This window comes from Desemzia sp. AGC72 (assembly GCF_057334175.1).
In genome coordinates this window covers 279,414-305,379 of sequence record NZ_JBHFIG010000001.1, presented here as the reverse complement: position 1 = coordinate 305,379, position 25,966 = coordinate 279,414, and the positions used below count along the sequence as shown (strand labels likewise).

Annotated in this window: 26 protein-coding genes; 4 read left to right on the top strand and 22 right to left on the bottom strand. The window is 39.9% G+C overall.

Features of this window, described 5'->3' with window-relative positions; genetic code table 11:
- Window positions 1-24: 24 nt before the first annotated feature.
- The 5 genes from ACE025_RS01380 to ACE025_RS01360 form a co-directional block, all read right to left on the bottom strand.
- Window positions 25-213 carry a 2-hydroxymuconate tautomerase gene (locus tag ACE025_RS01380; protein WP_485936696.1) on the bottom strand — a complete coding sequence of 63 codons (189 nt, stop codon included), beginning with the start codon at window positions 211-213 and terminating at the stop codon, window positions 25-27.
- Window positions 214-268: 55 nt separating this feature from the next.
- Entirely contained in the window at window positions 269-1,180 is a 912-nt protein-coding gene (locus ACE025_RS01375; RefSeq protein ID WP_485936694.1) for a nuclease-related domain-containing protein, read from the bottom strand.
- A gap of 352 nt (window positions 1,181-1,532) precedes the next feature.
- Complete coding sequence (locus ACE025_RS01370) at window positions 1,533-2,648, bottom strand: lactate oxidase (protein WP_485936692.1); 1,116 nt, start codon at window positions 2,646-2,648, stop codon at window positions 1,533-1,535.
- A gap of 57 nt (window positions 2,649-2,705) precedes the next feature.
- Window positions 2,706-3,413, bottom strand: a complete 708-nt coding sequence (locus ACE025_RS01365; RefSeq protein WP_485936690.1) for an LrgB family protein — start codon at window positions 3,411-3,413, stop codon at window positions 2,706-2,708.
- Window positions 3,406-3,798 (bottom strand): CidA/LrgA family protein, encoded by a 393-nt coding sequence (locus tag ACE025_RS01360; RefSeq protein WP_485936688.1) that lies wholly within the window; start codon window positions 3,796-3,798, stop codon window positions 3,406-3,408. The genes ACE025_RS01365 and ACE025_RS01360 overlap by 8 nt, the downstream gene beginning before the upstream one ends.
- Window positions 3,799-3,975: 177 nt before the next feature.
- Between ACE025_RS01360 and ACE025_RS01355 the strand changes: the two genes are divergently transcribed.
- The gene (locus ACE025_RS01355; protein WP_485936686.1) at window positions 3,976-4,866 is read left to right on the top strand and encodes a LysR family transcriptional regulator; all 891 of its coding nucleotides are present in this window, start codon (window positions 3,976-3,978) and stop codon (window positions 4,864-4,866) included.
- A 52-nt stretch (window positions 4,867-4,918) separates the two neighbouring features.
- Here the strand turns inward: ACE025_RS01355 and ACE025_RS01350 are convergent, their stop codons facing one another.
- The 14 genes from ACE025_RS01350 to ACE025_RS01285 form a co-directional block, all read right to left on the bottom strand.
- Window positions 4,919-5,746, bottom strand: a complete 828-nt coding sequence (locus tag ACE025_RS01350; protein ID WP_485936684.1) for a MetQ/NlpA family ABC transporter substrate-binding protein — start codon at window positions 5,744-5,746, stop codon at window positions 4,919-4,921.
- 18 nt (window positions 5,747-5,764) lie between these two features.
- The gene (locus ACE025_RS01345) at window positions 5,765-6,976 is read right to left on the bottom strand and encodes an aminotransferase class I/II-fold pyridoxal phosphate-dependent enzyme (RefSeq protein WP_485936682.1); all 1,212 of its coding nucleotides are present in this window, start codon (window positions 6,974-6,976) and stop codon (window positions 5,765-5,767) included.
- Between the two features lie 20 nt (window positions 6,977-6,996).
- Window positions 6,997-8,097, bottom strand: coding sequence for an iron-containing alcohol dehydrogenase family protein (locus ACE025_RS01340; RefSeq protein ID WP_485936680.1), 1,101 nt, complete (start codon window positions 8,095-8,097; stop codon window positions 6,997-6,999).
- Window positions 8,098-8,736: 639 nt separating this feature from the next.
- On the bottom strand, window positions 8,737-9,789 hold the full coding sequence (locus ACE025_RS01335) for a DUF308 domain-containing protein (protein WP_485936678.1): 1,053 nt from the start codon (window positions 9,787-9,789) through the stop codon (window positions 8,737-8,739).
- Window positions 9,790-10,082: 293 nt separating this feature from the next.
- A complete protein-coding gene (locus tag ACE025_RS01330; protein WP_485936676.1) occupies window positions 10,083-10,775 on the bottom strand; it encodes a nuclease-related domain-containing protein in 693 nt (230 codons plus the stop codon).
- A 142-nt stretch (window positions 10,776-10,917) separates the two neighbouring features.
- Window positions 10,918-11,859, bottom strand: a complete 942-nt coding sequence (locus tag ACE025_RS01325) for a hexose kinase (protein ID WP_485936674.1) — start codon at window positions 11,857-11,859, stop codon at window positions 10,918-10,920.
- A gap of 13 nt (window positions 11,860-11,872) precedes the next feature.
- Window positions 11,873-12,862 carry a tagatose-bisphosphate aldolase gene (gene lacD / locus ACE025_RS01320; RefSeq protein ID WP_485936672.1) on the bottom strand — a complete coding sequence of 330 codons (990 nt, stop codon included), beginning with the start codon at window positions 12,860-12,862 and terminating at the stop codon, window positions 11,873-11,875.
- 5 nt (window positions 12,863-12,867) lie between these two features.
- Complete coding sequence (nagA, locus tag ACE025_RS01315; protein ID WP_485936670.1) at window positions 12,868-14,034, bottom strand: N-acetylglucosamine-6-phosphate deacetylase; 1,167 nt, start codon at window positions 14,032-14,034, stop codon at window positions 12,868-12,870.
- A gap of 25 nt (window positions 14,035-14,059) precedes the next feature.
- Window positions 14,060-15,256: an SIS domain-containing protein gene (locus ACE025_RS01310; RefSeq protein ID WP_485936668.1), complete on the bottom strand. Its 1,197-nt coding sequence runs from the start codon at window positions 15,254-15,256 to the stop codon at window positions 14,060-14,062.
- A 6-nt stretch (window positions 15,257-15,262) separates the two neighbouring features.
- Window positions 15,263-15,667 carry a PTS sugar transporter subunit IIA gene (locus tag ACE025_RS01305; protein ID WP_485936666.1) on the bottom strand — a complete coding sequence of 135 codons (405 nt, stop codon included), beginning with the start codon at window positions 15,665-15,667 and terminating at the stop codon, window positions 15,263-15,265.
- A gap of 24 nt (window positions 15,668-15,691) precedes the next feature.
- On the bottom strand, window positions 15,692-16,501 hold the full coding sequence (locus tag ACE025_RS01300; protein WP_485936664.1) for a PTS system mannose/fructose/sorbose family transporter subunit IID: 810 nt from the start codon (window positions 16,499-16,501) through the stop codon (window positions 15,692-15,694).
- The gene (locus ACE025_RS01295; RefSeq protein ID WP_485936662.1) at window positions 16,488-17,375 is read right to left on the bottom strand and encodes a PTS mannose/fructose/sorbose/N-acetylgalactosamine transporter subunit IIC; all 888 of its coding nucleotides are present in this window, start codon (window positions 17,373-17,375) and stop codon (window positions 16,488-16,490) included. Before ACE025_RS01295 ends, ACE025_RS01300 begins: the two co-directional genes overlap by 14 nt.
- 21 nt (window positions 17,376-17,396) lie before the next feature.
- A complete protein-coding gene (locus ACE025_RS01290) occupies window positions 17,397-17,882 on the bottom strand; it encodes a PTS sugar transporter subunit IIB (RefSeq protein ID WP_485936660.1) in 486 nt (161 codons plus the stop codon).
- Window position 17,883: 1 nt separating this feature from the next.
- The gene (locus ACE025_RS01285) at window positions 17,884-19,665 is read right to left on the bottom strand and encodes a glycoside hydrolase family 35 protein (RefSeq protein WP_485936658.1); all 1,782 of its coding nucleotides are present in this window, start codon (window positions 19,663-19,665) and stop codon (window positions 17,884-17,886) included.
- A gap of 168 nt (window positions 19,666-19,833) precedes the next feature.
- On the opposite strand from ACE025_RS01285, the gene ACE025_RS01280 reads away from it, so the two are divergent.
- The gene (locus ACE025_RS01280; RefSeq protein WP_485936656.1) at window positions 19,834-20,541 is read left to right on the top strand and encodes a GntR family transcriptional regulator; all 708 of its coding nucleotides are present in this window, start codon (window positions 19,834-19,836) and stop codon (window positions 20,539-20,541) included.
- A 29-nt stretch (window positions 20,542-20,570) separates the two neighbouring features.
- Window positions 20,571-21,107 (top strand): 5' nucleotidase, NT5C type, encoded by a 537-nt coding sequence (locus ACE025_RS01275; protein WP_485936654.1) that lies wholly within the window; start codon window positions 20,571-20,573, stop codon window positions 21,105-21,107.
- Between the two features lie 198 nt (window positions 21,108-21,305).
- On the opposite strand, the gene uvsE is transcribed toward ACE025_RS01275, so the two are convergent.
- Window positions 21,306-22,568, bottom strand: coding sequence for a UV DNA damage repair endonuclease UvsE (gene uvsE, locus ACE025_RS01270; protein WP_485936652.1), 1,263 nt, complete (start codon window positions 22,566-22,568; stop codon window positions 21,306-21,308).
- Between the two features lie 365 nt (window positions 22,569-22,933).
- Between uvsE and ACE025_RS01265 the strand changes: the two genes are divergently transcribed.
- Window positions 22,934-23,632, top strand: coding sequence for a VIT1/CCC1 transporter family protein (locus ACE025_RS01265; protein WP_485936650.1), 699 nt, complete (start codon window positions 22,934-22,936; stop codon window positions 23,630-23,632).
- Window positions 23,633-23,739: 107 nt separating this feature from the next.
- Here the strand turns inward: ACE025_RS01265 and ACE025_RS01260 are convergent, their stop codons facing one another.
- Together ACE025_RS01260 and ACE025_RS01255 are read right to left on the bottom strand one after the other, a co-directional pair.
- Window positions 23,740-24,444 carry an HAD family hydrolase gene (locus ACE025_RS01260; RefSeq protein WP_485936648.1) on the bottom strand — a complete coding sequence of 235 codons (705 nt, stop codon included), beginning with the start codon at window positions 24,442-24,444 and terminating at the stop codon, window positions 23,740-23,742.
- A gap of 188 nt (window positions 24,445-24,632) precedes the next feature.
- Window positions 24,633-25,943, bottom strand: a complete 1,311-nt coding sequence (locus tag ACE025_RS01255; RefSeq protein WP_485936646.1) for an NCS2 family permease — start codon at window positions 25,941-25,943, stop codon at window positions 24,633-24,635.
- Window positions 25,944-25,966 lie beyond the last annotated feature (23 nt).

Here is a 25,966-nt window from a genome sequence, read left to right as displayed (position 1 = left end):
GTAGAAGAGCCTTTTTTTGTTTGATTATCCGAGCAGTTCCCCGCCGACAGCATAATCCGTTTTTTTCATTTCATTAATAATCACGTGTACGCGCTCCGCTGGAACCTCTGCATTTTTCACAACTGCTTCAGTGATATCTTTGACCAGCCCTGCTTTTTGCTCCGCAGTACGCCCTTCAACTAACTCCACATGGACAAATGGCATAACGACCACCCTTTCTTTTTCTTTTATTGTATCTTTCTTTGGTGATTATTCAACTGTTTTTTCACTACTCGTAGTAGCGCCACCTTCCAGTACCCACGGCTCTATAAGTTTGTTTCAATGTATAAGCGATTCTATTAGCGGACAGCCGACCGTCACTCCACTTGAGGAGAACTGTCTTAGTTACTTTTTGATCCGGAAACAAGAGCTTATATTCCTCAAACTGACGAATCACCGTATCCTTGATTCGTTCTTTATGATGACAAATAGGACAGACACTATAGAGACTCTGGGTATACTCTTCTACAAAAGTTCCGCACTCGCAACAAATAACGCCTTTCTTCAAGGAAGACTCTTCGTAATAAGGTACCTCACGCAACGATACATCCTCTATATGCAATGCTTTTATTTCTTCAGCAAACTTACGCTGCGTCTGACTCAATTGACCAGAAATCTCACTGACTTCTGCTAAGTGGGCTTTCAATGCACCAGACAATATTAATTCCTCCAACATAGGAGCTTGATACAGCGCGAAATCTTGATTCATAAAAACGATAACTGTTTTTATAGGCAAACTGTACCCCATTTGCTGCATCAATTGTCGCAATAAGGTAGACGCATGTTTCACTTGGTCAAGAGGGTCATAAACTTCTTTTCGACTGCGACCACTATACATCTTAGTTCCTTCATAATAATAAGTCCCTTCAAAGTTCTTCACTTCATAGATATAAATGCCCTTAGCCGTGATAATCAAGGTCTCAATTTGAAATTGCTTCCCATTAACCTTTAGAAATAAATCATTTAAAATCTGAAAATCACACTTCAGCTTTTGGGTCAGGACGTCAAATTGAATTTCCCCTTTGTATCCTTTTACCCAATAAAGAAATTTGTTTCTTTCATCTCTCGATAGATTCATTCGTCTGCTCAATAACTCCATCACCCGTAAACGTTTTGGTTTTGTCCGCTCTTTAAAAGCCATCCGCTTCACATTCCTCACTGTTCTTCTTACTATTAATATATGCATGAACAGCGAACTACCTTTTTTATTTTGCACAAATTTAATCGCACATGACTATTCTTTTGTTCATTTCAAATTTTGGCTTATTTAGTTTGTCTGGCGCCAGGACGCTAGCTACTTTACATCTTCACGCTATTTTCGCGCCAACTTGTTAAGTAGATAACTTCTACTTAACATCTCAGCACCTTTTTTACGTCAACTTATCAAGTAGACACCTCCTACTTAACATTTGCAGCTCAAAAGCTCGAGAAACAACAAAAAAAGCGCCGGGTCCTCCACAACGGAAGACCCGGCACTTTTAAAAATGAACTAATTATTTTTTCATATCGAACAGACGAGCTTTTTTCACGTCTTCGATCGTTTGCGTACCAGCTAATTGCATAACACGTTTCAAATCCGTTTCGAAGTATTCTAAGACTGATTTAACACCTTTCCAACCACCTAAAGCCAGTCCGTACAATACCGGACGACCCACAGCAACAATGTCCGCACCGCTTGCTAGAGCTTTGAAAATATGTTCTCCACGACGAACACCACTATCGAATACGATCGGCACGCGACCAGCGACTGCTTTAGCAATGTCTTCCAGTGTATCAAATGAACCTGGTGCTTCATCTAATTGACGACCACCGTGGTTGGAAACCCAGACACCCGATGCACCGGCACCGATTGCCAAAACAGCATCTTCTGGAGTTTGGATCCCTTTAACAAATACAGGCAATCCCGAGTATTCCGCAATAAACTTCACGTCAGCTGGATTGATTTTTTGCTTAGACTGAGCATAAATATTGTTTAACGACATATTTTTACCTGAACCAGTCAAGTAACGAGACACGATTGGCATACCGAACGGGTACACAAATTTGTTCAGCAAATCTCTTTCACGGTTTCCACTTAACGTCGCGTCAGCCGTTAGAATGATCGCAGTCGCGCCATCAGCTTTCGCTTCATCCAAGATATTTTTGTTCATGTCATCGTCTTTACTCATGTAGATTTGGAACCAGCGAGGGTTGCCATTCAAGCCTTTTTCGATTTCTTCAAATGTAGCTCCAGAATACGCACTGATCGACATGATCGTTCCGCCGAATTCAGAAATCCCTCTAGCCGTTCCTGCTTCTTTTGTTTCATGAGCTAACCCATGAGCTGCGATTGGTGCCATGATGAATGGAACTTTGATATCATGACCTAAAATAGATGTTGAAGTATCAGGATTTTCCACATCTGCTAATACGCGAGGCAAGATTCCTTTGTTTTTCCAGGACTCATTGTTTTGTTTCAACGTGTATTCTTCTCCAGAAGCTCCAGAGATGTAGTCGAATCCCCCCTTAGGAACTACTGCACGCGCTTGGTCTTCAAGACGGTATGTGCTGACTACTTCGATTTCTTGTTCTACTGTTGGTGCATCATATTTGATTGTTTGTTCTGCCATAATTTTCAACCATCCTTTTTTGAGTGCTGTTATTTTTTAAGTATAACTCAATTGAGTTTAAAATAATAAATTTGTGATCGGCATAGTCAATGGGGCTAAAACGACCACAATCAGTCCTGTCACCACAATCGACAATCCTGACATAGCGCCTTGCACCTCGCCCATTTCAATGGCTTTCGTCGTTCCCATCGCATGAGATGAACTTCCAAGAGCGACACCTTGTGCTACCGGATCATCAATTTTGAAAATCTTGAAAACTGTCTGCCCAACAACTGCCCCGATAACGCCGGTAAACACAACGACCGCAACGGTTAGAGAAACAATACCACCTAAAGAATCCGAAACCCCGACCGCAATAGCTGTAGTAATCGACTTCGGAATCAGCGTCGCTCCCATATTGTGGTCAAATTGGAACAGTAAGGCAAAAGCGTAAATCATAATCGTATGGAAAATAACTCCTGAAACAATTCCTGATAAAATAGCTGCATAGTATTTTTTCAAATACACAATATTCTTTTTCAATTTGATCGCTAAAGCTACCGTAGCCGGTGTAACGAACAGGCTGAAGAATCGTCCACCTGTATTATAAGTATCTATTGAAATATCAGTTGCAAGCAACAATATAATAATCATAACGATTGCAAATACTAACGGTGTGAATAAAGGATTTTTAGGCCACTCTTCTTTCAACCTTCCTGCCAGCAAATACAGTCCGACAGTCAATGAAATCCACAGCATGGGGCTGTTTAATATACTATCAAGCATGCGAGCTCTCTCCTTCCTTTACTACAGCATTTTTCATTACCAATCCTTTGACGCTTTGAACTACTTTTCCGACAAACACCATCATCAGTATCGTTGTCACAACCATAATGATTAACAGCTGCCACCAAGTATCCACTAAGACACCAAAGTTCGTCATCAATCCTACACCTGCTGGGACGAAAAAGATTCCCATATTGCTCGTCAGCCATGTGCCGACTTCATCTACTTGTTCCACTTTCAACACATTCAATTGTAACGCTAGGAATAATAAGACCAGTCCGATAACACTTCCTGGGATTGCAATAAATGAAGCAACCAAAATAGATAGAACTTCTCCGATAAGGGAAAATAAGAAAATCCATGATAGTTGTTTGATTATTTTCAAAAGACCACACCTTCCACCAATAATTTGTAAGCGCTTCAGTACATAAACTATATCATGGTACTCTTCGGTTATGAAATACTGTATTGTTATGGTATTATAAATAATATTTATAGATACTTCATTAGTTATACGTTTTGTTTATGTTGTATCTTTCACAAATGACCAAAGGAGCCTTCAATGAACTTACAAGATTTAGTGTATTTTAACCACTTAGCTAAAAGCCTAAGTTTTACCGCAACGGCACAGCACTTCTATGTGTCACAACCTTCTATTTCGATGGCACTCAAACGCTTGGAAAAAGAGTTGGATACCGTCCTGATTGATAGAAAAAGGATTCACAAGAACTTGCACCTGACTGAAACTGGTGAAATCCTTCTCAAACATTCTACTCAAATTTTAAGTACAATTGATACAATTACTGAAGAAATTCATGATTTAAAAAATGAAATCGTGTATTTCGGCTTTTTACCAACTATAGGTGGGCGCTTTATGACTCAATTCATGCCCCGTTTAGGAAAGTTCTCCTCTTCCATGAAATTGATTGAAGAAGAAAGTTCTGATGTGATGTATGAATTGGTCCAAAAAGGACAAGTTCCTCTCGCCATTATCGGAAGCGATATAGCCAGTTTTGAAGACGGAAACATCTTACAGATTCCTTTGAAACAAGAAGAAATGGCGCTCTGGGTATCTCCTGAAAACCCATTGGCACAAAACTCTGTCGTTACTGCTATTGATATCCAAAACGAACTGTTCGTCTCTTTAACCCAAGGCTACACCCACGAACGCATTTTTGAAGAATGGACTAAAAGCAATAACATCGAACAGCCGCAAACTCTTTATACAAAAGAGATCCAAACTGCTTTATCTATAGCTTCATCCACTAACATGCTGGCTTTCATGAGTGATATTCTAGTAAAAGACAGGCCCGGTTTGATTAGAGTTCCAATCGAAAATGCGCCGAAATTCTACATCAGTCTAATCGTCAATAAAAATCTTAGCAATGCTACTTACTTCCAAAAAGAGTTCAATGAGAAAATGATTGAACTCGTAGAAGCATATAAAAAATGATTTTTTGTCAAAAGAACCCCTCCAAAACTTATCCTGGAGGGGTTCTTTTCTCTTACCAAGCAGGCACTAGCGCTCCTTGGAATTCTTCTTCAATAAATTGTTTGATTTCATCGGATTGGTAGTATTCTACGAATTGTGCGATCACTTCATCCTCTTTGTCTTCTGTTCGAGAAACAATATAGTTTGCCTGAGATAGGTCTTCAACATTTTCTATAAACAGCCCGGAATCTTTCGGGTTCAACCCTGCATCTAAAGCAAAGTTCGAGTTGATACCTGCAGCTCCTAAATCTTGCAGTTGAGCTGGTAATTGAGCGGCTTCAGAAGTTACAAATTCCAGCTCCAATGGATTGTCTAGGATATCATTTGTGGTAACCTCTTGCCCGGAACCTTCCGGCAGTGTGATCAAGCCGGCGTCTTCAAACAACTGCAATGCTCGCCCTTCTTGAGTAGGTGAATTTGGAATCCCAATGACATCACCTTCTTTTATGTCCGCTACATCTGTATATTTTTCAGAATAAATGCCCATAGGAATGGAAATGGTAGGAGCCAGCTTTTCCAGCTCATATCCGCTCTCTTCAATCACTGTTTCAAGGAATGGACTAGTTTGAAAAGAATTCAGATCCAATTCGCCTTCTGCCAACGCTGTATTCGGCTGGACAAAATCATTGAACGCTACTATCTCGATTTCAAGGCCGTCTTCAGCAGCAATAGTTTTTACTTCGTTTAAAATATCTTCATGCGGCCCAGCAGTTACCCCAATAGTCAGTACCCCATCATCCAATAATCCCGTTCCTTCTTTTGATGCTGCCGTTTCCCCTGAACACCCTACTAAAATAGCCCCGATTGCTGCTGTCGTCAATAAACTGATTTTTCTTTTCATTTTCAATTCCCCCTTATTTTACTCCACACTTGCTTTCACAATTGTTGCCGTTTCAATTTGAAATGGTGCTAATCTTGAGATTCTTCTGGCTGCTTCTACAAGACGTTCGTCAGGTTGGGATAATCCGATTCGGACATACCCTTCGCCCAATTCGCCAAATCCATCTCCCGGCGCTACAAAAACATGCGCTTCATGAGCTAAATAGTCCCAAAAACTTTCTGATGTAAAACCAGCAGGAACTTTCATCCAAATATAAAACGACCCTTTTGGTTTGTACATCTCCAATCCTGTCCCTGCCATTTCAGCTAGAAACAAATCGCGGCGTCTTTCATAAATCGCAGTCAACTCTCTGGCCGAGGCTTGATCCCCGTTCAAGGCTTTTGCTGCCGCTCTTTGAATCCCGCCGTAGAAGCCGCATTCTGTGTGGTCTTGCAGCAAATTGATCGCTCCAATCACCGACGCATTTCCAACTGCAAATCCCATTCTCCAGCCTGCCATGTTGTGCGATTTAGACAAGGTAAAGAATTCTACTCCTACTTCTTTAGCGCCTGGTGTTTGTAAAAAGCTCAACGGTTTTTCCCCATCAAAACCAATCGTTCCATAAGCAAAATCATGCGCCACACAAATGTGGTTCTTTTGCGCAAATTCGACAGTATCCCTAAAAAATTCTGGTGTCGCTACAGCTGATGTAGGATTATTGGGATAGTTTAGAAACATCAATTTTGTTTGGTCTAATACTTCTTTACTGAGCAAATCGTACTTTGGTAAGAAATGATTTTCCGCCAATAACGGCAAAGGCTCAATCACTGCATCGGCCATGGCAATTCCAGAGAAATAATCCGGGTAACATGGATTCGGCAGCAACACAGTATCGCCAACATTCAACAAGCATTGACTGATTTCAACAATACCTGCTTTTGACCCATGAAGGATCGCTACTTCCGTTTGAGGATCCAATTCAACTCCATATTCACGCCAATAATAATTCACTACAGCTTCCCTCAAATAATCGTACCCTCTGTCCGGTCCATATTGATCGTTCACACTATCATCGGCAGCTTCTTTCAATTCTTCCACAATGAATTTAGGTGTCGGCAAATCTGGATTCCCGATCCCAAGATCGATCATATCCCATTCTTCATTTGCTAACCGTGCTTTCTTTTCAGCTAAGTAAGTAAAATATTGTCTAGGCAGCCTTTTTAATGTTTCAGATGGTTCAAAATGGACCATAGTATTTCCTCCCGTTCGTTCTAGTTAATGGTTTGTGTGACATATGTTTCTAATTCTGAAATGGCTTCTTGAATTGTTTGATTAGACACCACATATGCGGATTTCAGCAAATTCCCATCCGCAGCTACTTCATTTGAAAAAGCGGCTATTTGCTCTATAGTCAAGCGGTTCAATCCAAGATCCATAAGTGATTTCGGCAAATGTAATTCGTTGTAAAAGTCCAGCAGTCCACCTACTTCAGTCCATTTTTCTTCCACAGCCAATTGGACCAAAATGCCGTATGCTACTTTTTCTCCATGTAAAAATGCATGTGTCTCAGGAAAGACCGTAATCTTGTCATGCACAGCGTGGGCGATGGTTGTACGAGCGTAAGAGTCTCCAAAACCGCCGACTAATCCGCTGATAGAGATGATCGTTTCACAGACTTGGACGAATGCAGTTGTTAACGTATGGTTCTCAATCGCTTTTACAGCTTGTCTTCCGTATTGAGAGATGTTCACTTTGCAATTAAGAGCAGCTGACCTTGCCATCAATAAAAAGGCATTTGTTTGATGCTCAGGCTGAGACAATATCATGTCTGATTCGTACCATTTCGCTAGCGTATCCGCTATACCTGCAATAAAATAGTTCACCGGAGAATCCAGCAGCAGTAACGGTTCAACCACCAGCAGACCTACTTGTTTCGTATGCATATCAAATCCCAGACAAATTCCATCCGTTGAATACATCACACTCAACGGAGTCCAAGGAGCACAATTGCTGGCCAATGTCGGAACCAATATTGCTTCCGTCCCAGCAGTTTTTGCGGCAGCATATTTCACTGCATCCATGATTTTCCCACCACCAACACCAATGATCGCATCCGCCTCGAACTGTTCAGCGATACTGGAAAGGCGTTCTACTTCTTCATATGTACATTCCCCTGCAAACTCTACTTGTTTTACTTCAATACCGCTTTCTAATAGCGGCGTTAAGTAAGGGAGAGCTTTTTGCCATGAATCCGTTCCATGCACCAAGATGACTTGATGAATAGTTCTTGCTTTCAATTTTTCTGTTAAGGTATCCAGCACACCTTCTTTACATTCATACTCTTGCGGTCCAGTTCTCACGACTAATGCCATACACTCATCACTCCATCTCTTTCATTTGGACAATAAAAAAACCGCCCTGCACAAATAACAATTGTGCAAGGACGGGAAAGTTCATTTCTCTCGTGATACCACCTTGATTCGTAACGGCTTTACAGCGATTACCTCATCCAGTGCGTTCGGACTACAAATAGCCTACTGATACTGTGACACGTTAACGGGTGTGACCGTAACCGTCTAAAGTCCTCAAACCCTCGACCGTTCCACTCCAAGACCATCTTCCATTTCAGTTCCACTGCCCTTTTTCACCAACCCAGGCTCTCTATAAGCTCCCCTTAAAATGTACTCTTCTTTTCTCAGTGTTTATTCATCTATTTCTCATAAAAATTAATTTAATCTAATATAACAATGCATCATCCTTTTGTCAAACAAATATTTAACATTGTTTTAAAGAATAAATATAAGCAGCAAGTCTCGATTCAGCACAATTCTTTTTGTATAAATTATTAAGTATTGGATACCATTCTATAAAAGTGACTTATTTTCCCTACTCAATCATCTTGTTTTCATAATTTACGACGGAACCTCATAAAAAAATAAGAGTCTGGTTTCTTTTATAAAGAAACCAGACTCTTATTTTCATTTACTGCTAGCCATAGTACCTAGTAAAATCTAGTCTTCCCATCCGCACAGATCATACCCTTGGGATTGTGCATTGCTGAGTGACATCTCTACCACTGAATTGGCATTATTTAATCCTCTGCAATTAGCACTGTAATGATATTTCGTTCCGCTGTCAGGTGCAACGTATACCACATTGGAAACTTTTTCTGATTGTTTCGGTTGAGTTTGAGCTTGAGATTTTTGAGCTGCTTTTGATTCTTCTGATTTTTTGACAGCTTGTTTTTCTTCTTTTTTCTTTTCAGCTGCAATTAGAGCCTGTTTTTCTTCTTCTGCTTTTTGAGAAGCAATCTCAGCTTTTCGTGTTTCTTCGGCTTTGCGTTCTTCTTCAGCAGCAACGCGCTCTTTTTCTTCAACAACAGTTTTTGTTTGTTGCAAACGTGAATTCAATGCGTCATTTTGAACCACTAATCCAGCTGTTAGAACTTCTGCTTCTTCAACAGCAGATCTTGTTTCTTCCTGTTCAGCTTTTTCGAGCGCAACTTCTACAGCCAGGATTTTTTCTTCTTCAATTTTTACAGTTTCTTCTACTTTAGTTAAGCGATCAGCAAACGATTCGTTTTCTTGAGTTAAGCTGCTGATCAACGTAAAGGCTTTATCGTAATTTTCTCTTGTTGGTTCGCTTTCAGCTAATTCTAAAGCACTTTCGATATCTTTCAGCTGTCGCGCTTGTTTTTCAGCTTCTTCTTTCTTTTCCTGCTCTTCCTGTTCTTTTTGAAGAGCAAGTTGCTCGGCTTTTTCTTTAGCTTCGATTTCTTGTTCAGCAGCAGACGGTTTCACTTCCACGGTTGGTGACGGGCTATCAAAATCCCCATATTCATTTGCAAAAGCAAACATGATGACTCCTGCAAACAATATCCCAATAGCTTTTCGTTTATCTCTACGTCTAATAAGCGTATATACCAAACGTACTAATCCCACAAGTATCGTGAACACTCCAATAAGATACACACCTTCTAAAAACACACCAGACGCAATTACCAATAGAAGAAATAGTCCCAAAACTATTCCTAAAACAACTTTTTTATTTTTTACCAAATTCATGATTTTCCTCCTGTAACTCTTTCCTGACCTATGTCTGCAACACGATTCTTATGTAATCATTCTTTTCTTTAAATGCCTTCCCCTTTCCTTATAAACCTGTTATTTAACTTACTATAGCAAAAAAACTGATGTCATTAAGATCAACATCAGTCTTCGGGTACGCAAATGACTATTTTTTCGTTTTTGGTTCACAATTGTTTCACACATTTAACTACTTGGGCTTTAATTTAGGCCAATTACCTGCTTTCAAAGTAGATATCCATATGTATAATGTTCAATATTGTTTACTAGAATCAACCCTTTCGTTGCAACTTCTCATTGATTTTTTGGATATGCATTTCTTGAACTTCTTTGCTGGCTCGTATATATGGTCTAAGTATGTGATAATAGTTCTTTATATCTTCAGCAGTAAACTTTGTACTAGATCTTGTTAAGATTTGTTTAATAGTATTGTTCAATCTATTTTTCTTTAATACATGCACATTGTCACTAGTTACTGTAATTTTTTTCAACTCACAATCATCGCTGAAAACGATCAATGATTGGATTAGCGAGTCTTCTGTAACGCCCAGCACTTCTTTTAAAGCCGAAATATGCCCTTTATTTTGCCAAATGGGATTGAAAAATTTAAACTTTTTCTTATTTGGAAAAGTTTGGGTCCATTGCCGGTGTTTTTCATCACCGAAAATCCATCCTTGATAATTTTTGGATTCAACCACAAAAAATCCGTATTTAGTGATCATCAATAAATCGATCTCTGTAGTGCTTCCATCCTTTTTAGGAATATAGAGATTGGTTAAAAGCAATTTCGAGATCTTTAGTTGTTCTAATCTTCGGTAAATATAATATTCTCCGCTGTTTCCTTTATCAAAAAAGGTTTCCCAATATGTATGATTGCTGATTTTTCGGTACCTTGACCGATTATATTCCTTATAATTCGTGTAAAAGATAAATAGAGGGATGAATAATAAGATAAAAACAAGCATTTGACTGAATTCCTCCTTTCCTCATTTTTTTCCAACCTAACTATTGTATCAAAAAATACTCTTAAAAACTGAGAAAACAAGCAAAAAAGCACTTCACCCTTAATAAAAAAGGAATGAAATGCTTTTTGATTAGATAATGCTGTCATTCATAAGAACTAATTTCTATTTGCTCATAAATATCATAAAAACGTGTTGTATCAATATGACCAGTCGTAGACTCTAGAGCATTCAAGATTCCTGTAGTCATACCTGTTTTGATGATCTCTTCCGTTGAACTGCCTTGGCTGAATGCATAGGCCAGCCCTGCAATAGTAGCATCTCCTGAACCGACCGGATTGACGACTTCCACTTTCGGGATAATGGCTTTGTAAAACTGATTGCCTTTTTTCACAATAGCGCCTTCTCCTCCAAGGGTGACGACGATCCATTCTACTCCTTGAAATAACGAATCACTCAACGCTGCTTTCACGTCATTTGGCTGATCACTATCCAACTCGATTCCCAGCAATTCATTGATTTCTGATAAGTTCGGTTTGATCAAAGTTGGTTTGTGTTCAGATTCCAACGCCGCTTCTAGAGCAGCACCTGAAGTATCCAGTAAAGAAGGAATCTTGTTTTCGTTTGCGGATCGGATCAAGTGACTATAAAATCCAGAGTCCAAACCTTTCGACAAGCTGCCGGATATCGTGAGCCATTCAGCTGTTGAAAGCACCCGCTCAAATTCAGCTAGAAAACCAGCCCTCTCCTCTTGTGTAATGGTTGGACCAGCTTCAAGAATTTCTGTTTGCTGCCCTTTATCATGTAAAAGAGCAATCGAATTTCTTGTCTCTTCAACAATCGAGAAAAAATGGTTTGGTATATTCGCGTGATCCAATTGTTCCATGATAAAGCGTCCAAGATGTCCTCCTAAAACTCCCGTAGCAGTGACTTTTCCGCCCAACTCGTGGATGACGCGCGTGACGTTCAATCCTTTTCCGCCTGCTGTTTTAGAAACCGTTTTTACTCGATTGACCGAATCTACAGTCAACGTTTCGAGCGGATAAGAGATGTCTACGGAAGGATTCATTGTAACCGTCAGTATCACTTCTTCAGCTCCTTTAGCTTACGATTTCTGCTTTGTGGTGCCAAGAAGACGCTGTTTGTGCGACCACTTTGTTTAAAGCTTCAATGTTTTCTCTTCCTTCGCTTTGAAGCCACTCTACAGCAGAATCTTCCCCATTTGCTACATAGTGATGGACACCGTTTTTCCAAGTAGCTCTGCCGCAAAGCACGCCATTGAATGTAGAGCCCGACTCTTTAGCAAATTGAAGCGTTTCTTGGAACAAGGCTGCAGATACTCCTGCACTCAAGAAAATAAACGGTAAACGAGTTGCTTCGCTTTGTGCTTTAAAGAATGCAGCAGCTTCTTGTTTCGAATACAGAACTTCTTCTCCATATCCTTCTACATAATTCATATCTACCGGCACTTCTACTTTCAACACATCTACATTGTATTGAGGTTTAGAGAATTCTTTCATCATTTCGATGACTTTATGCGGTTTTACTGCAGCAAACTCTTTAGAAGCATTGCTTTCGATGTTTTGATCGTAAGACAACAGTTCCAAATAGAAAGGAATGTCTTCTCCTAAACATTCGCTTCCCAAACGTTCTATGAATACGTGTTTTTGATGGTTGATAGAAGCTTCTTCATCCACATCGTAGTACAGTAAGAACTTGATAGCGTCTGCACCTTGTTCTTTTAATTGCTTAACTGACCAATTGTTTAATAAATCAGGCAAGCGACCTGGAACAGTAGCATCGTAACCAGTTTTTTCATACGCTAACAACAAGCCGGCTTTTGAATCACGAGCTTGTGAAGCTTCCAGACCATATTCTGGATCCAGTAAAATTGATGACGCAAAAGGTGTCAACTGTTCTGATACTAATGTTTTAAAATGAGTGATCATGTCGTTCGTTGGTTCTTGTCCTTCAGCCTGGATCATTTTTTTCAAAGCTCCACGTTGATCGATCGCTAAAGCACCAATCAAACCTTCCGGTGTAGACAACCGATCCATAGCTTCTTTTTTTGCTTTTGATAATTTCAACATACAGTTCACCCTTTAATCTCTTTTTTGTACACTCGCTCACCATTCAAATACGTTTCTTTTAGATTGAGCTGAGAATCTATTACTATAAAATCTGCATCATGTCCTGCTTTTATACTTCCGCACTTGTCTTCAATCCCACAGCTTTCAGCTGGAACGATAGAAGCCATTCGGATACTTTCATCAATCGTTGCAATGTTCCAATCGTGGACATTTTTGACAGCATCCATCAGTTTTAAAACACTTCCTGCTAGACTTCCGCCTGTTTTCAAACGAGCAGCTCCAGAGGATACTTCAACAGGAAAGTCTCCTAATTGATATTTCCCATCTGGCATCCCTCCTGCTCGCATGCAATCTGTAATCAATGCGACATGGTCTCTTCCTTTAACGTTCATCAATATCTCCGCAGCTGCGGGATGAACATGATGACCATCACAAATCAACTCAGAAAAAGTATCGGCAGTATTCATAGCTGCACCAACCATTCCTGGTTCGCGATGACTCAGACCGCTCATTCCGTTATACGTATGAACGAAAACAGAAGCACCAGCTGAGACGGCTTCTCTTGCTTGATCGTAGGTAGCTGAACTATGAGCTAGAGCAACTGTGACCCCTTGATCAGAAAGCTCTTTGATAAATTCTGTTGCGCCTTCTCTTTCAGGAGCAAGAGCAATCTTTTTGATCAACCCACCAGCTGATTCTTGCCACTGTTGGAATGTTTCCAAGTTCGGATCAGCAAAAAAATCAGAATTTTGAGCGCCTTTGTGTTCTTCTGTGAAGAAAGGTCCTTCCAAAAAGATCCCTTGAATCTTGGCACCCGGCATCTCCTTATAGTGTTCGCTGATGGTCTTGCTTACGGCATTTAATGTCTCCCTGTCAGACGTCAATGTAGTGGGCAGAAAAGACGTTACTCCGCAGCTTAATAACCCTTTGGAGATGGCCTTCAATCCCTCTACATCGTTATCCATGACATCATAGCCTTGATACCCATGAATGTGAGTATCGACTAGACCAGGAGCGATCCATTTGCCCGTATAGTCCAAGACGTTGCTTTCACCAGCAGGCAATTCTGTTGTAAATGCGCCGAATTTCCCATTGACTACAGGCAAATACCCTTGTGCCTTTACTCCTTCAGGTAAGAAAAAACGGCTTGCATGTATATAATAAGTTTCCAATTCGTCATCTCTCTTCGTTTAATGTCTAAACTTCGTAAGTGTGAATCGTAACTCCCTTAACCACGCGGTTGACCGTTCCTGTAGCTGACGGAGTATCTGGCGTATTGCCAACTTTTACTGATGAAATCAAAGAAATCGTTTGAGCGACTATCACAAAAGGCAACGCCAAGTAAGCTTCAGGCAACGATACTTCTTGTTTGCTGAAACCAAACGATGTACCTGAAAATGCTGTGTCTTTCGTAGATTGCGTGATCGCAATCGTTTGAGCAGCAATTTGGTCGTGGCGGATTTCTTCTAAAATATCAGTATCGTATTGACGTGTGTACGGATCGTTATTGACAAAAACAAATACGATCGTTTGGTCGTCAACAAATGATTTCGGACCATGTCTGAATCCCATCGAAGAGTCGAACATCGTAGCCACTTTTCCGGCTGTCAGTTCCAATACTTTCAATTGTGCTTCTCGAGTCAAACTTGCTAAACTGCCTGATCCAAGATAAACGATTCGTCCATAAGGAGCTTTTAAAATCGTCTGCAATTGTTCTTCTTGATCAATAACTTCATTCCCCATAGAGATCATCGTTTCAACAAATTGTTTCTTTTCCTTAACAGATGCTTCGTCAAACATCAGCAGCGCTGACAACGTCATACAACTGAAGCTCCCTGTCATAGCAAAACCTTGATCGTTAGAGCGTTTAGGCATCAACAGCAATAGATTTTCGCTATCAGTTGCGGCTGCTTTTGCTAATGAACCGTCAGCAGCACAAGTAATTGTGATGTGACGGATATTTTTAACCACTTTATTCGCCACATCGACAGCTGCAATACTTTCTGGACTATTTCCGCTGCGGGCAAATGAAACTAAAATCGTCCAATCTTCTTCATTCAAATAATCTAAAGGAGAAGCCACGATGTCAGTCGTGGCACTGCTCTCAAAAGTAAAGTTTTTAATATTCCCGGTTTTGTTCAAGTAAGGAACGATCGTATCGCCTACATATGCTGAAGTTCCAGCCCCAGTAAAAATTACACGCACTTTTCCTGTCGCTTTTTGCTGGAGGTCCAAAAGAAAAGCATCAATCGTTTCTTTCTTTTCTTGATACGTTTCCCACGCTTCATTCCACAGCTCTGGTTGTTGCTTGATTTCATTAGCTGTAATAACTGCGCCTAAATCGCTTAGTTCAGATTGTGACTTTTTAAATAGTTGCACCGATATCCGCTCCATTCTTTTTTATTCGTCGTCTTCGTCGTACATGTCTACCAACAGATCATTTACTTTGATGATGCTTTGCTGACCTTCGCTCACTATTGCCATATCGTTTCCGATCAATGAAGAGTTGATAAAGCTGATGATCATCGGCATGTTCATGCCTGCATACAACTCAAAATCAGCTCCCGTCATGATTTTTTTAGAAGCGATATTGCATGGTGTGCCTCCCATCAAATCGGCAAAAACAGTATAATCGCCTTCTAATGAATTCGTAATAGCATCGAATTTCTCCGTAAATTCAGTTTCTCCTTCATGAGGCAATAGAGAAACGGTATGGATATTGTCTAATGGACCTAAAATCATTTCTGCGCTTTTTTTCAATTCTACGCAGAAGTTTCCATGGCTGACTAAAATCAGGTTTTTCATGTTGTTCATTCCTTTATATCAACTTTATTTTGAAATTACGCCTAGTGCTGAAAGCGCAATGGATACGACCAACACGATAAAGATAGCTTTTGTTGACGTAATATTTTTCTTACCTAATAACCAGTAAACGATTCCAACGATTGCTGCAGGCACCAATCTTGGCATGATCATGTCGACATTGTTTTGAACGTCGATCATCAATCCGCCTACTGAAGGTGTCCAAGCCAATCGAACGTTGACCATTGTTGCTACTAAAGCTCCAACCATGAAGACACCTAACAATGTTGCTGCGTCTGTAATAGCTGTCAGACGACCTTGCATAGTTGTTACTAGAGAGATTCCTTCTTTATACGCTACTTCCAATTGTTTCCAACGGAAGAACATGACTGCAAAGTTGACCAGCATCCAGATGAATGCTCCTAAAGGATTCCCGTTTACAGCCATATTTGCTGCTAAAGCTCCAAAGATCGTTGGCAGCAATGCTCCAAAGATTGAGTCTCCAATAGCCGCAAATGGACCCATCAAACCAGCTTTGATCCCTGCAACGGTATCTTGCCCGTCGATTCCTTCTTTTTCTTCAATCGCCATGTCGATACCTGTAACAATTGTGTTTAAAAAGTTGCTGGTATTAAAGAATTGAACGTGAGTTTTCATCATAGATTTTAATTCAGGAGTTCCGTCTCCATACAATTTTCGTAATTGAGGCAGAATCGTATATAAGTAACCTGATCCTTGCATCCGTTCGTAGTTCCAACCTAATTGGAATCCGAACAAACTTCTTCTGTTGATTTGATTAAAATCTTTTTTAGTCAATTTGTAATTAGATTTCATCATCATCGATCTCTCCTTCTTCTAGTCCTGAAGCGTTATGAGCTGCTGGTTTTGGTGCTTCACTTGTCCGTTTGTATTCTCTAAACGCTAATGCAAAACCAATCATTGCGATAGCTAACATCGGCATACTTGTAAATGTATTCGTAAATCCTTCAGCTACTCCAGATACAGTATCTCCAAGAGTACGGATGCTTGTGAAAACAGTTGTCAATAATGCTGTAATAACAAATCCTAAGATCAAGTAAGGCATATGTTTCTTAACTGGTAAGTATCTAAGTAAAATAGCAAACCCTACAGCAGGAAGAACTGCTCCAGCTACAGATAGTCCATCTCCTAACCATTGCAATTGATTGTTTAAAACGTTTACAATCGAATTGACAAAACTTCCACCAAAGCTTAGTGCTAAGAACACAGGTACTGCTCTAGATAATGACCAAGATAAAGCTCCCATTAAATAATTGCGTTCGATTCCTTTGTAGTCCATCTCTTCAATTTTTGCATCGATACGATGTGCGAAAAATGTGTTGGCGAAACGACCTAAGATGTCCATTTGGATCATCAAGCTAGCTACTGGAACAGCGATTGCTGCAATTGCTTGCTCCGGTTCCATGCCGATCCCTACTGAAAAGGCTGTTGCTAATACGGTACCTGAGTTGGCATCGATTTTAGATGATCCCCCAAATGTTCCGATCCCTAAAACCGTCAACTGCATGCTACCACCAATAATAAGACCTGTTGTAATATCTCCCATGATCAAACCTGCTACCAATCCTGCGAATACCGGTTGAGCAAGCCCTGTATAAACTTGTAATTCATCTAAGATTTGGTACCCTGCGTAAAGTGTTAATAATAATATCTGCCACCATGCTACTGCCATTTTTTTTCCTCCTCTATTAATCTAGTTTTTTACATTTAGTAAACGCATAAAATCTTCTTGACGATCACTTGGCACCATTTGTGAAACTAATCGGACACCTTTTTTATCTAATTGATTGAAGTCTTCAATATCTTTGTCCACCACATTAATTGAACGAGTAACAGATCTTGATTCATCTGATTGAGACATATTTCCTACATTGATTTCTTCTAAAGTCACACCCGCTTCGACTAATTTCAAGAAACGATCTGGACGTTTAGCAATGACTAATACACGTTGAGAGTCGTATTTTCCAGCTAAAATGTTAGCAGCAGCTTTCTCAACAGGCAAAACACTTAATTTCACCCCTGCTGGAGTTGCTAATTTCAACCCGCTTTTTTCAATTGCATTTTGTGATACTTCATCATCGATGACCATAATACGCCCTACATTCAATTTTGATGACCATAGGTTTGCCACTTGTCCGTGAATCAATCTTCCATCTATTCTTGCAGCTACAATACTCATATTAATTCTCCTCCATTTGTTTGAATTTTGGTTCTTTTTCTAAGCTGATTTTTTCTGAAAACACGCCTTCAGTTTCAAAGACAATGATTTCGTTTTCCCCTTGTTTCAATAATCCCTTCGGAACATATAGAGACAACGTAGGCCCTACATTCCAGAAACGACCGATATTGAATCCGTTGATCATGACAAATCCTTTTCCAAATGACTCCATATTGATGAAAGTATCTTCCAGAGTTTCAATCGTCGGCGTGTAACGGTAAAAGCTTGGCGTATTTTCTGCCCATTCTTTATCAAAGTCCAACGTCATTGGTTTTGTGAAATCTAAACTGTACTGCTCCCAGTTCAAAATGAAATGCAGATCCGACATAACACCTGTACGAATCCCTTTTTGCTGGGTATCTGCTAGTAACTTGTGTCCGTAATTCACTCGGCCCATATTCTCTACCAAGACATCGATTTGATTGGATTCTTCGTGAAGCGGTGTGAAGATTTTTTCTCCGATTTCTTCTTGGTACTGAGTCGCTATTTTTTGTTCGTTTAAGAAAAATTGAATTCGGTCGCGAGCGTCAATGACACGATACATTTCTTCTTCTTTGTGTTTTTGTACTTGAGTTCGGTATAAGGTATATCCGTATTCTTGGCCTAACTGCTCCATCGTCTTAGGATATTTAGACGTTTGTTTTTCAGCAATACTGTCTAGTACAGAGAATAAACTAACTTTTCCAGCTAGAGGAATCTCAGTCAATTCCATACTGTCTTTTACAAGCGGTTCTTGTTGCTCCACTTTAGGGAAAAGTTCTTTCATCATATTCTGCAATGCAAAATATTTTTCTGTTGGATTCCCTTGTTCATCTAATGGTGCATCGTAATCATAAGAAGTCACTTGAGGCAGATCGATTCGACCTCGAGCAGAACAACCATTCATAAACCCGAAATTGGTTCCTCCATGAAACATATAAAGATTGATGCTGCCTAATTCAATAGCTTCTTTGACATCATGAGCTAAATCTTGAGCATCCCGTTTAATGATCGGGTCGTTCCAGCGGTTGAACCAGCCATCCCAAAATTCCATACACATCAATGGCCAATTTTTGCCTTTTTCGGTATGGAAGTCTTTCAGATCTTTAAAGTTCTCTTTGGAACGAGATCCAAAGTTTCCAGTCGTGAAGATATCAGCTTCTGTTAATGTCCCCGCTTCTTGTGTTGCTCTCCAAGCTCCATCTGATGTAAAAATCGGAACGGTTACCCCTTGAGCCAGCATCAGTTCATATAAAGCAGTTAAATACTCTTTGTCTTCACCATATGATCCATATTCGTTTTCTACTTGCATCATCAATACCGGACCGCCTTGGTCAATTTGCAATGGTGTGATAACTTCAAATAGTTTTTCATAATAATGAGTTACTTTTTCCAGAAAAGCTGGGTCCGACGAACGAATGCGCATATTTTTATACGGTAGAAGCCAAGCTGGCAATCCGCCAAACTCCCACTCTGCACAAATATAAGGAGTAGGTCTCAAAATCACGAACAACCCTAATTCTTTGGCTGTTTGAACAAACTTTTTCAAATCATACCTTCCTGAAAAGTCGTATTGTCCTTCTTTTGGTTCATGAATATTCCATGGAATATATGTTTCAACTGTATTAAATCCTAGGGCTTTTAAATTATATAATGAGTGGTGCCAATCCTCTGGAAGAACTCTAAAGTAGTGAACAGCGCCCGACAATATTTTGAACGGTTCGCCATTTAAAAGGAATTCTTCTTTTATTTCAAACTTCTTCAATTTTCTGCCTCCTTATTAAAAGCGTTTACAGTTAGTATGTTAATATATTAAGTTGAGAGTGTCAATTCTTTTTAGAAACATTTTTTAATGGAAAGATGCGACTATTTGAGTTAATATATTAAGTACCAATTACAAAAATACATTTTATTTTTTTGAAAGGAGACCACAATGGGCATTCCAAAGTATCAACAAATCAAGGAAGATCTACTCAAAAAAATCCAGGCTGGTGAATTTGAGCATGGAGACCGATTTTATAGTGAAGCAGAATTAGTTAGATTATACAACGTTAGTTCAATCACTGTTATCCGTGCTATCCAAGATTTAGCAAATGATGGTTACCTCGTTCGCTACCAAGGAAAAGGCACTTATGTTTCTCGCTCTCGGAAAAGAAAATTAGTTGAGTTCTCAGATATAGAAGTCTTCGCCGGCAAATCAGAGACCGTTGAAGTATTGAGTATCGAAGAAGGAAACGATGAGGCAATAAAGAAACAAATGAAGCTGCGCAAAAAAGACCCTTATTATAAAATCACACGTCTGAGAAAAGTAGATGACGTTCCTTTCATCGTTCATTTTTCGTATATACCAGCTAAGTTTATCCAAAAGGATTATCCTAGTTTAGACTTTTATGATTCGATTTATAATCGATTCAGGAAAGACTTCGGAATTTATATGTATGATGAGGCATCAAAAGAAATCAACTCGATCTGTTTTCCAACCGATAGCGATATAGCAGGAATTTTGCAGATGGACGAACACGAACCCACTGTTTACCAAGAAAAAACAACAACGCTCAAAGACGGAACGATTGCCGAACTCGTTTTCAGCTATAAAAAATGGGATTACTATAAGTTCGAATTATCTACTTCTGCGGAATAAACAATGAAACGATTTTAGGAGGAATGTAAGTGGCAAGAATTGCGATTGACATGGATGAAGTAATTGCGGACTTTTACTATAAAGATCTGCAGATGTACAACGATTTGTACGATCAAAAGTTAACGATTGAAGATTTAAACAACCAGTACGTCAGTGAACTTTACCCAGAATCGGATAAGATCATGAAGTTCATCAGGAGCACAAAAGGCTTCTTCAAAGACCTTCCCGTCATTGAAAATGCGCAGACGGTCATTCAAGAATTGATGAAAGAGCATGAAATCTTTATTACTACAGCAGCAATGGATTTTCCAAATAGTTTTGATGACAAATTTTATTGGCTGCAAGAAAAATTCCCTTTTATCCAAAAAGAAAACATTGTGTTTTGCGGAAACAAAAGCATCATTCACGCTGATTACTTGATTGACGACCACATTGGTCATTTCACTCGTTTTTCAGGAACCGGCTTGTTGTTTACCGCTCATCACAATCAGCATCTTGTCCACCCTAACCGCGTCAACAACTGGAATGAAGTCAGAGAATATTTCCAAAATCTTCCAGCAGATTAAATACAAAAAAGAAGGAGCTGGGGAATAATTCCCAGCTCCTTTTTTTACGAATATTGGTTTCGTAAACGTGCTCAAAAAGGCAGCCCCGACGTCCACTTCACGAATAATGCTCGAATGGTCTACGACCATCCTGTGCTTATTCGCTCCAGTGATTCGGGGCTAACGCCTTTTTTCCCACTCTCGTCTTTTAATTAGTTATTATAAATCAAAATACAACGAATGTTTCAAATACGTTTGGTCGTATTTATCGGTGAATCTTTTCAATTGTCGTTTCAGAGTAGCAAGTGTCGCCGTACCTTCCTCGAATTTGTTTAAATTGCGTTTAAAGGCTGTCATGTCTTTCAATTCTGCTTGGTCTCTAAAGTAACCCCATACGTGTTGCGCTGCATTGATGGCATCGCCTTTGTCGATTTCTTCTTCCAAAGCTTCTTCGATCAACTGGTAGAATTTCTCTACCGGATAAGCATCTTTGTCTTTCAAGAGATTTCTGATTTGCTGGTATATCGGCTGCGAGCGTTCCAAGATCGAATACTTGTAGCGCGCCCATTCTTTCTCCAAAGCACCAATCCCTCTTTCGGGTTGAGTCGCGTTGATGCATTTCACAGTAGATACATTCTTGTCTTTTACTTCCAGCATAATATCAATCGTTGGGTCTTCTAATTTGCGGTAAAACTCGATAAATGTGTCTAAGTAAATCGTCTTCGTATGTGCGCCGTCACGTTTCCCGGGATCTTGCTGCGAGTAATGCATTTTTTGGCGACCATCTTCCGGCTTCCACGTTTTCGCCGTTTCGTGGATCCAGTAATAGTCGTCTCGAGCTTCTTCCGGCGGATTGATCGCATGGTGCAGATTATCGTAGACAACCGGACTTCCAGTCTGCTGAGAGATTTTCAATACATCTTCCACCGTATATAATCGGTCATCATTTTCGATAATCAAGCGTTTTTGAATCGGTTCATCCAAACGAGCAAAATTCCGCACAAAACGTTCCATAGCCGTCTCTTTATCACCATAAACTCCACCAACATGCAAGACCATTTTATGGCTGTAATTCACCCCAAGACATTCCATGATCAAATTGTGGTACCGCAGATCCTCGATTGCACGCTCCACCACACCTTCATCCGGCGAATTCAACACCGTGTATTGACCTGGATGAAAAGACACACGCATCCCGCTGTTGATGATTTTTTGCCCGATTCGTTCAAAATCCTCTTTAAACAACTCCCACCATGGCAAGCTGTTAACCGGACTCGAGCCAAACGGGATCAAGTCTGAACTGATTCGGTACAACATAATACCTTCTTTAATATTGTAATCGACCATTTTTTCAAGTGCCGCTAAATTGTGTTGGATTACTTCCATCATTTTTTCTTCTGTCGCGTTCTTTTTGATCACGCTGCGCATGTTCGTGTCCGGAACTCCCACGACCAAACAAGCATACCCAATACTCACTGCCATCCATCCTTTTAATTACATATTTCATTACTTTTCCATAGTTTCTCTCATTTTGCCACATTTTTCAGGAGGAATACAGAAAAGTGGACCGCGATTTCTTTATGGGGTCGGCTCTATTAGTCAATTGACGGTTTAGGAAGATTTCATTTGATCAATAGACAACTTCTATTGATCAAATGAAACCTTTTTGAGTCACCACTTGACTAATAGACCACTTCTATTGATCAAGTGAGTGATTCTTCTCTCCTCATTTGATTAATAGTACTTCTTAATCACTGCATTGCTCAATTTTACACAAAAAAACCCTTGTATTTTGAATAGATGAGTTTTATAGTGTAATTGACAAAACAATGAAAGAAGTGACTCTTATGAAAAGCAAAGCCAAACAATTTCAAGGCGGCGAATACATCAAAAGTATGGTCTACGGTGGTTTGGACGGGATTATCACTACTTTCGCTGTCGTATCAGGCGTTGCGGGAGCTTCCTTATCCCTCAAAATCGTTATTATTTTAGGTTTTTCAAACCTATTAGCGGATGGTTTCTCAATGGCAGTTGGAGACTATTTGTCCAGCAAGTCGGAAAAAGAATACCAAGAAGGCATAACCCACCAAACGAAATTAGCTATTAAAAGCAACTACCAGGAAGAAGTCCAAAAAATGACGCAAGCCTATGAATCGGAAGGGCTCTCCAAAGAAGATGCGGAAGCTATTGCTGCGACTTTAGCTAAATACGAAACCCCTTTTGTGAACCAGTTATCAAGTCAAGCATACGGAAATAACCAAAAAGAAGAAGAACCGATAAAAAATGCTTTGGTAACATTCTTTTCTTTCTTTATTTTTGGTTTGGTTCCTTTGTTAGCCTACATCCTTTCAACATTTATCCCATTCATGCTGGAAAACGCATTTCTGCTAGCTTCTGTTTTGACTGGTACCACGCTATTTACTTTAGGTGCTGTGAAGTCCCGTATCACTCAATCCAATTGGCTGAGATCTGGATTAGAAATGTTGACGGTTGGCGGACTCGCAGCTCTTGTCGCTTATTTAGTGGGATTTGTATTGGGCGGATAAGACAAATTTCCTGGCTAATAGATACTATTCTATGTTGTGCAACTGAAAAAGGCATTCCTGTAAATTTACAGGAATGCCTTTTTTGATGGCCAATATAATCATCTAAATTATACAAGTAAATTTTTGACGTATTCATAAACTTCCAGATCCGTAGAAAATTGTGCGATGCCTTCAACTCCTGCACGTTCATTATTCACATCATAATGCACCGCTGTCCAATCATTCTTCAAACTGCCAAGAATGTCATTTTCGTAGTGATCTCCAATGTACAAAATCTCATCGCCAACTAGTCCCAGAGCCGCCTCTACTAAGTCGAACACACCTTTATCTGGTTTAGCCATACCCACTTCATCTGAGATAAACCTTTTTTCAAATGAAACCCATTTGTCGATACCTAAATAGTCCATCTTGCTGGCTTGGGTTTCTTTAGCTCCATTTGTTAAAACAAACAACTCCATATCGGTATTAAGAAGGTGGTTTAGTAATTTTTCCATTCCAGGTCTCAATTCGATTTGTTCTTTATACTTTAAATACAACTCATTGAACTTGAGCGCTTGTTCGTATTTGATTGAATGATTCAATCTTTCATACGTTGATAAAACCCGATCGACTTTAAACATTGTTTCTCCTTTTAATCCTTGAGTAAACTTTTGGAACTCGTTTTGAGATTCCTCTTGAAAAACTTCATTGAACTCTTGAAAGGAAACTCCTGTTGTAACTACATCTTGCTCCATTGCATGAAGAGTTTTCTCATATACTTGATTCCTGTCATACAATGTATCATCTAAATCCAACCCAACTGCCTTGATCACTTTATCCCGCCTTATATCTTATTCCATTTAGTATTATAGGTAGCCTACCTACTATTGCATCCCCAGTTCTTGGATGCTAGGGATCCGAAGTTCCATTTGCATGCCCTTTTTCAAAATTTTCTCTCTTAAAGGTAACGCAAAAAAAGCGAGAACTGGTCTCGTGAACCATTTGCTCGCTATTTTTACTCTTATACGTTCAAGATCCACATAAATCCAATGAACACAAAGAACAATGCATACATGACCGGTGAAACTTCTTTTCCGCGTTTTGCAGCGATCATTGTGATCGGATAGAAAATACAGCCCATTGCGATACCGTCTGCAATACTATATGTCAACGGCATGCCGATTAGAATCAAAAATGCTGGAATCGCGATCTCCAATTTGCTCCATTCGATTTGACTCAACGAATGAGTCATCAACACACCGACTAGAATCAAAGCAGGTGCAGTTACTTGCGGAGTCACCACAGACAACAACGGTGAAAAGAACAATCCAAAGATAAAGAAGATGCCCGTTGTAACAGCTGTCAGTCCTGAGCGACCTCCAACAGCGATTCCAGCAGAAGATTCGACATATGCTCCAACAGGAGATGTACCCAATAAAGAACCTGCCAACATAGCTGTTGAGTCAGCCGCTAATGCTCTTCCGACACGCGGCATCTTGTTGCCTTTCATGAAGCCAGCTTGATTTGCTAATCCAACCAGTGTTCCAGCTGTATCAAAGAAAGTAACCAGTAAGAACGTCAAAACAACGACCCACAATTGGATCGAATTGATATCGCCGACGTGATCTAACGCTACTAAGAACGTTGAAGAAATGCTTGGTGCTGCTGAAACCAATTGATCAGGAGCTTGAATCAAGTCTGTTGTTAATCCTAAAAGAATCGTAGCAATCATTCCGATAAAAATACCGCCTGGCGTCTTTCTGATCATCAACACAGCCGTTACGACTAAACCAAAAATCGTTAACCAAGTAGAGCCTACAGTCAATGAACCCATACCTACGAGCGTAGATTCATTTGAAACGATCAGTCCGCCTTCGCTTAATCCAATAAAGGCAATAAACAAACCGATACCGCCAGAAATCGCGTATTTCAAATCAGCCGGTATCGCTTCAATGATCCGTTCACGCAATTTGAGAAAAGTAATCAGCATAAAAATCAACGACGCCACAAATACTGCAGCTAAAGTCGTTTGCCAGGGAATGCCCATTCCTACACTCACAGAATAAGAGAAGAATGCATTGATCCCAAGCGCTGGCGCTGTGGCAATCGGGTAACGTGCCAACACACCCATCAAAATACACCCTATAGCACTCGCTAAAGCCGTAGCTGTAAACACAGCTCCTTCATCCATACCTGCTGCACCCAAAACACTCGGGTTCACAAATAAAATATATGCCATTGAAATAAAGGTCGTAAATCCTGCTAATATTTCCCTTCTGACTGTCGTATGTAACGCTTCAAGTTCAAAATAGGAAGTAATCTTATTTTTCATCGTAATCCTCCAATATCTAAGCT

Excerpts from the sequence above, each read along its gene's own strand:
- ACE025_RS01255 (WP_485936646.1), bottom strand. The coding sequence starts at position 25,943 with ATGAAAAATAAGATTACTTCCTATTTTGAACTTGAAGCGTTACATACG.
- ACE025_RS01290 (WP_485936660.1), bottom strand. The coding sequence starts at position 17,882 with ATGAGTATTGTAGCTGCAAGAATAGATGGAAGATTGATTCACGGACAA.
- ACE025_RS01365 (WP_485936690.1), bottom strand. The coding sequence starts at position 3,413 with ATGCTTGATAGTATATTAAACAGCCCCATGCTGTGGATTTCATTGACT.
- ACE025_RS01350 (WP_485936684.1), bottom strand. The coding sequence starts at position 5,746 with ATGAAAAGAAAAATCAGTTTATTGACGACAGCAGCAATCGGGGCTATT.
- ACE025_RS01355 (WP_485936686.1), top strand. The coding sequence starts at position 3,976 with ATGAACTTACAAGATTTAGTGTATTTTAACCACTTAGCTAAAAGCCTA.
- ACE025_RS01300 (WP_485936664.1), bottom strand. The coding sequence starts at position 16,501 with ATGATGAAATCTAATTACAAATTGACTAAAAAAGATTTTAATCAAATC.
- ACE025_RS01340 (WP_485936680.1), bottom strand. The coding sequence starts at position 8,097 with ATGGCATTAGTCGTGAGAACTGGACCGCAAGAGTATGAATGTAAAGAA.
- lacD (WP_485936672.1), bottom strand. The coding sequence starts at position 12,862 with ATGTTGAAATTATCAAAAGCAAAAAAAGAAGCTATGGATCGGTTGTCT.
- ACE025_RS01265 (WP_485936650.1), top strand. The coding sequence starts at position 22,934 with ATGAAAAGCAAAGCCAAACAATTTCAAGGCGGCGAATACATCAAAAGT.
- ACE025_RS01335 (WP_485936678.1), bottom strand. The coding sequence starts at position 9,789 with ATGAATTTGGTAAAAAATAAAAAAGTTGTTTTAGGAATAGTTTTGGGA.
- ACE025_RS01280 (WP_485936656.1), top strand. The coding sequence starts at position 19,834 with ATGGGCATTCCAAAGTATCAACAAATCAAGGAAGATCTACTCAAAAAA.
- ACE025_RS01310 (WP_485936668.1), bottom strand. The coding sequence starts at position 15,256 with ATGGAGCGGATATCGGTGCAACTATTTAAAAAGTCACAATCTGAACTA.
- ACE025_RS01305 (WP_485936666.1), bottom strand. The coding sequence starts at position 15,667 with ATGAAAAACCTGATTTTAGTCAGCCATGGAAACTTCTGCGTAGAATTG.
- uvsE (WP_485936652.1), bottom strand. The coding sequence starts at position 22,568 with ATGGCAGTGAGTATTGGGTATGCTTGTTTGGTCGTGGGAGTTCCGGAC.
- ACE025_RS01330 (WP_485936676.1), bottom strand. The coding sequence starts at position 10,775 with ATGCTTGTTTTTATCTTATTATTCATCCCTCTATTTATCTTTTACACG.
- ACE025_RS01295 (WP_485936662.1), bottom strand. The coding sequence starts at position 17,375 with ATGGCAGTAGCATGGTGGCAGATATTATTATTAACACTTTACGCAGGG.
- ACE025_RS01345 (WP_485936682.1), bottom strand. The coding sequence starts at position 6,976 with ATGGTCCATTTTGAACCATCTGAAACATTAAAAAGGCTGCCTAGACAA.
- ACE025_RS01370 (WP_485936692.1), bottom strand. The coding sequence starts at position 2,648 with ATGGCAGAACAAACAATCAAATATGATGCACCAACAGTAGAACAAGAA.
- ACE025_RS01375 (WP_485936694.1), bottom strand. The coding sequence starts at position 1,180 with ATGGCTTTTAAAGAGCGGACAAAACCAAAACGTTTACGGGTGATGGAG.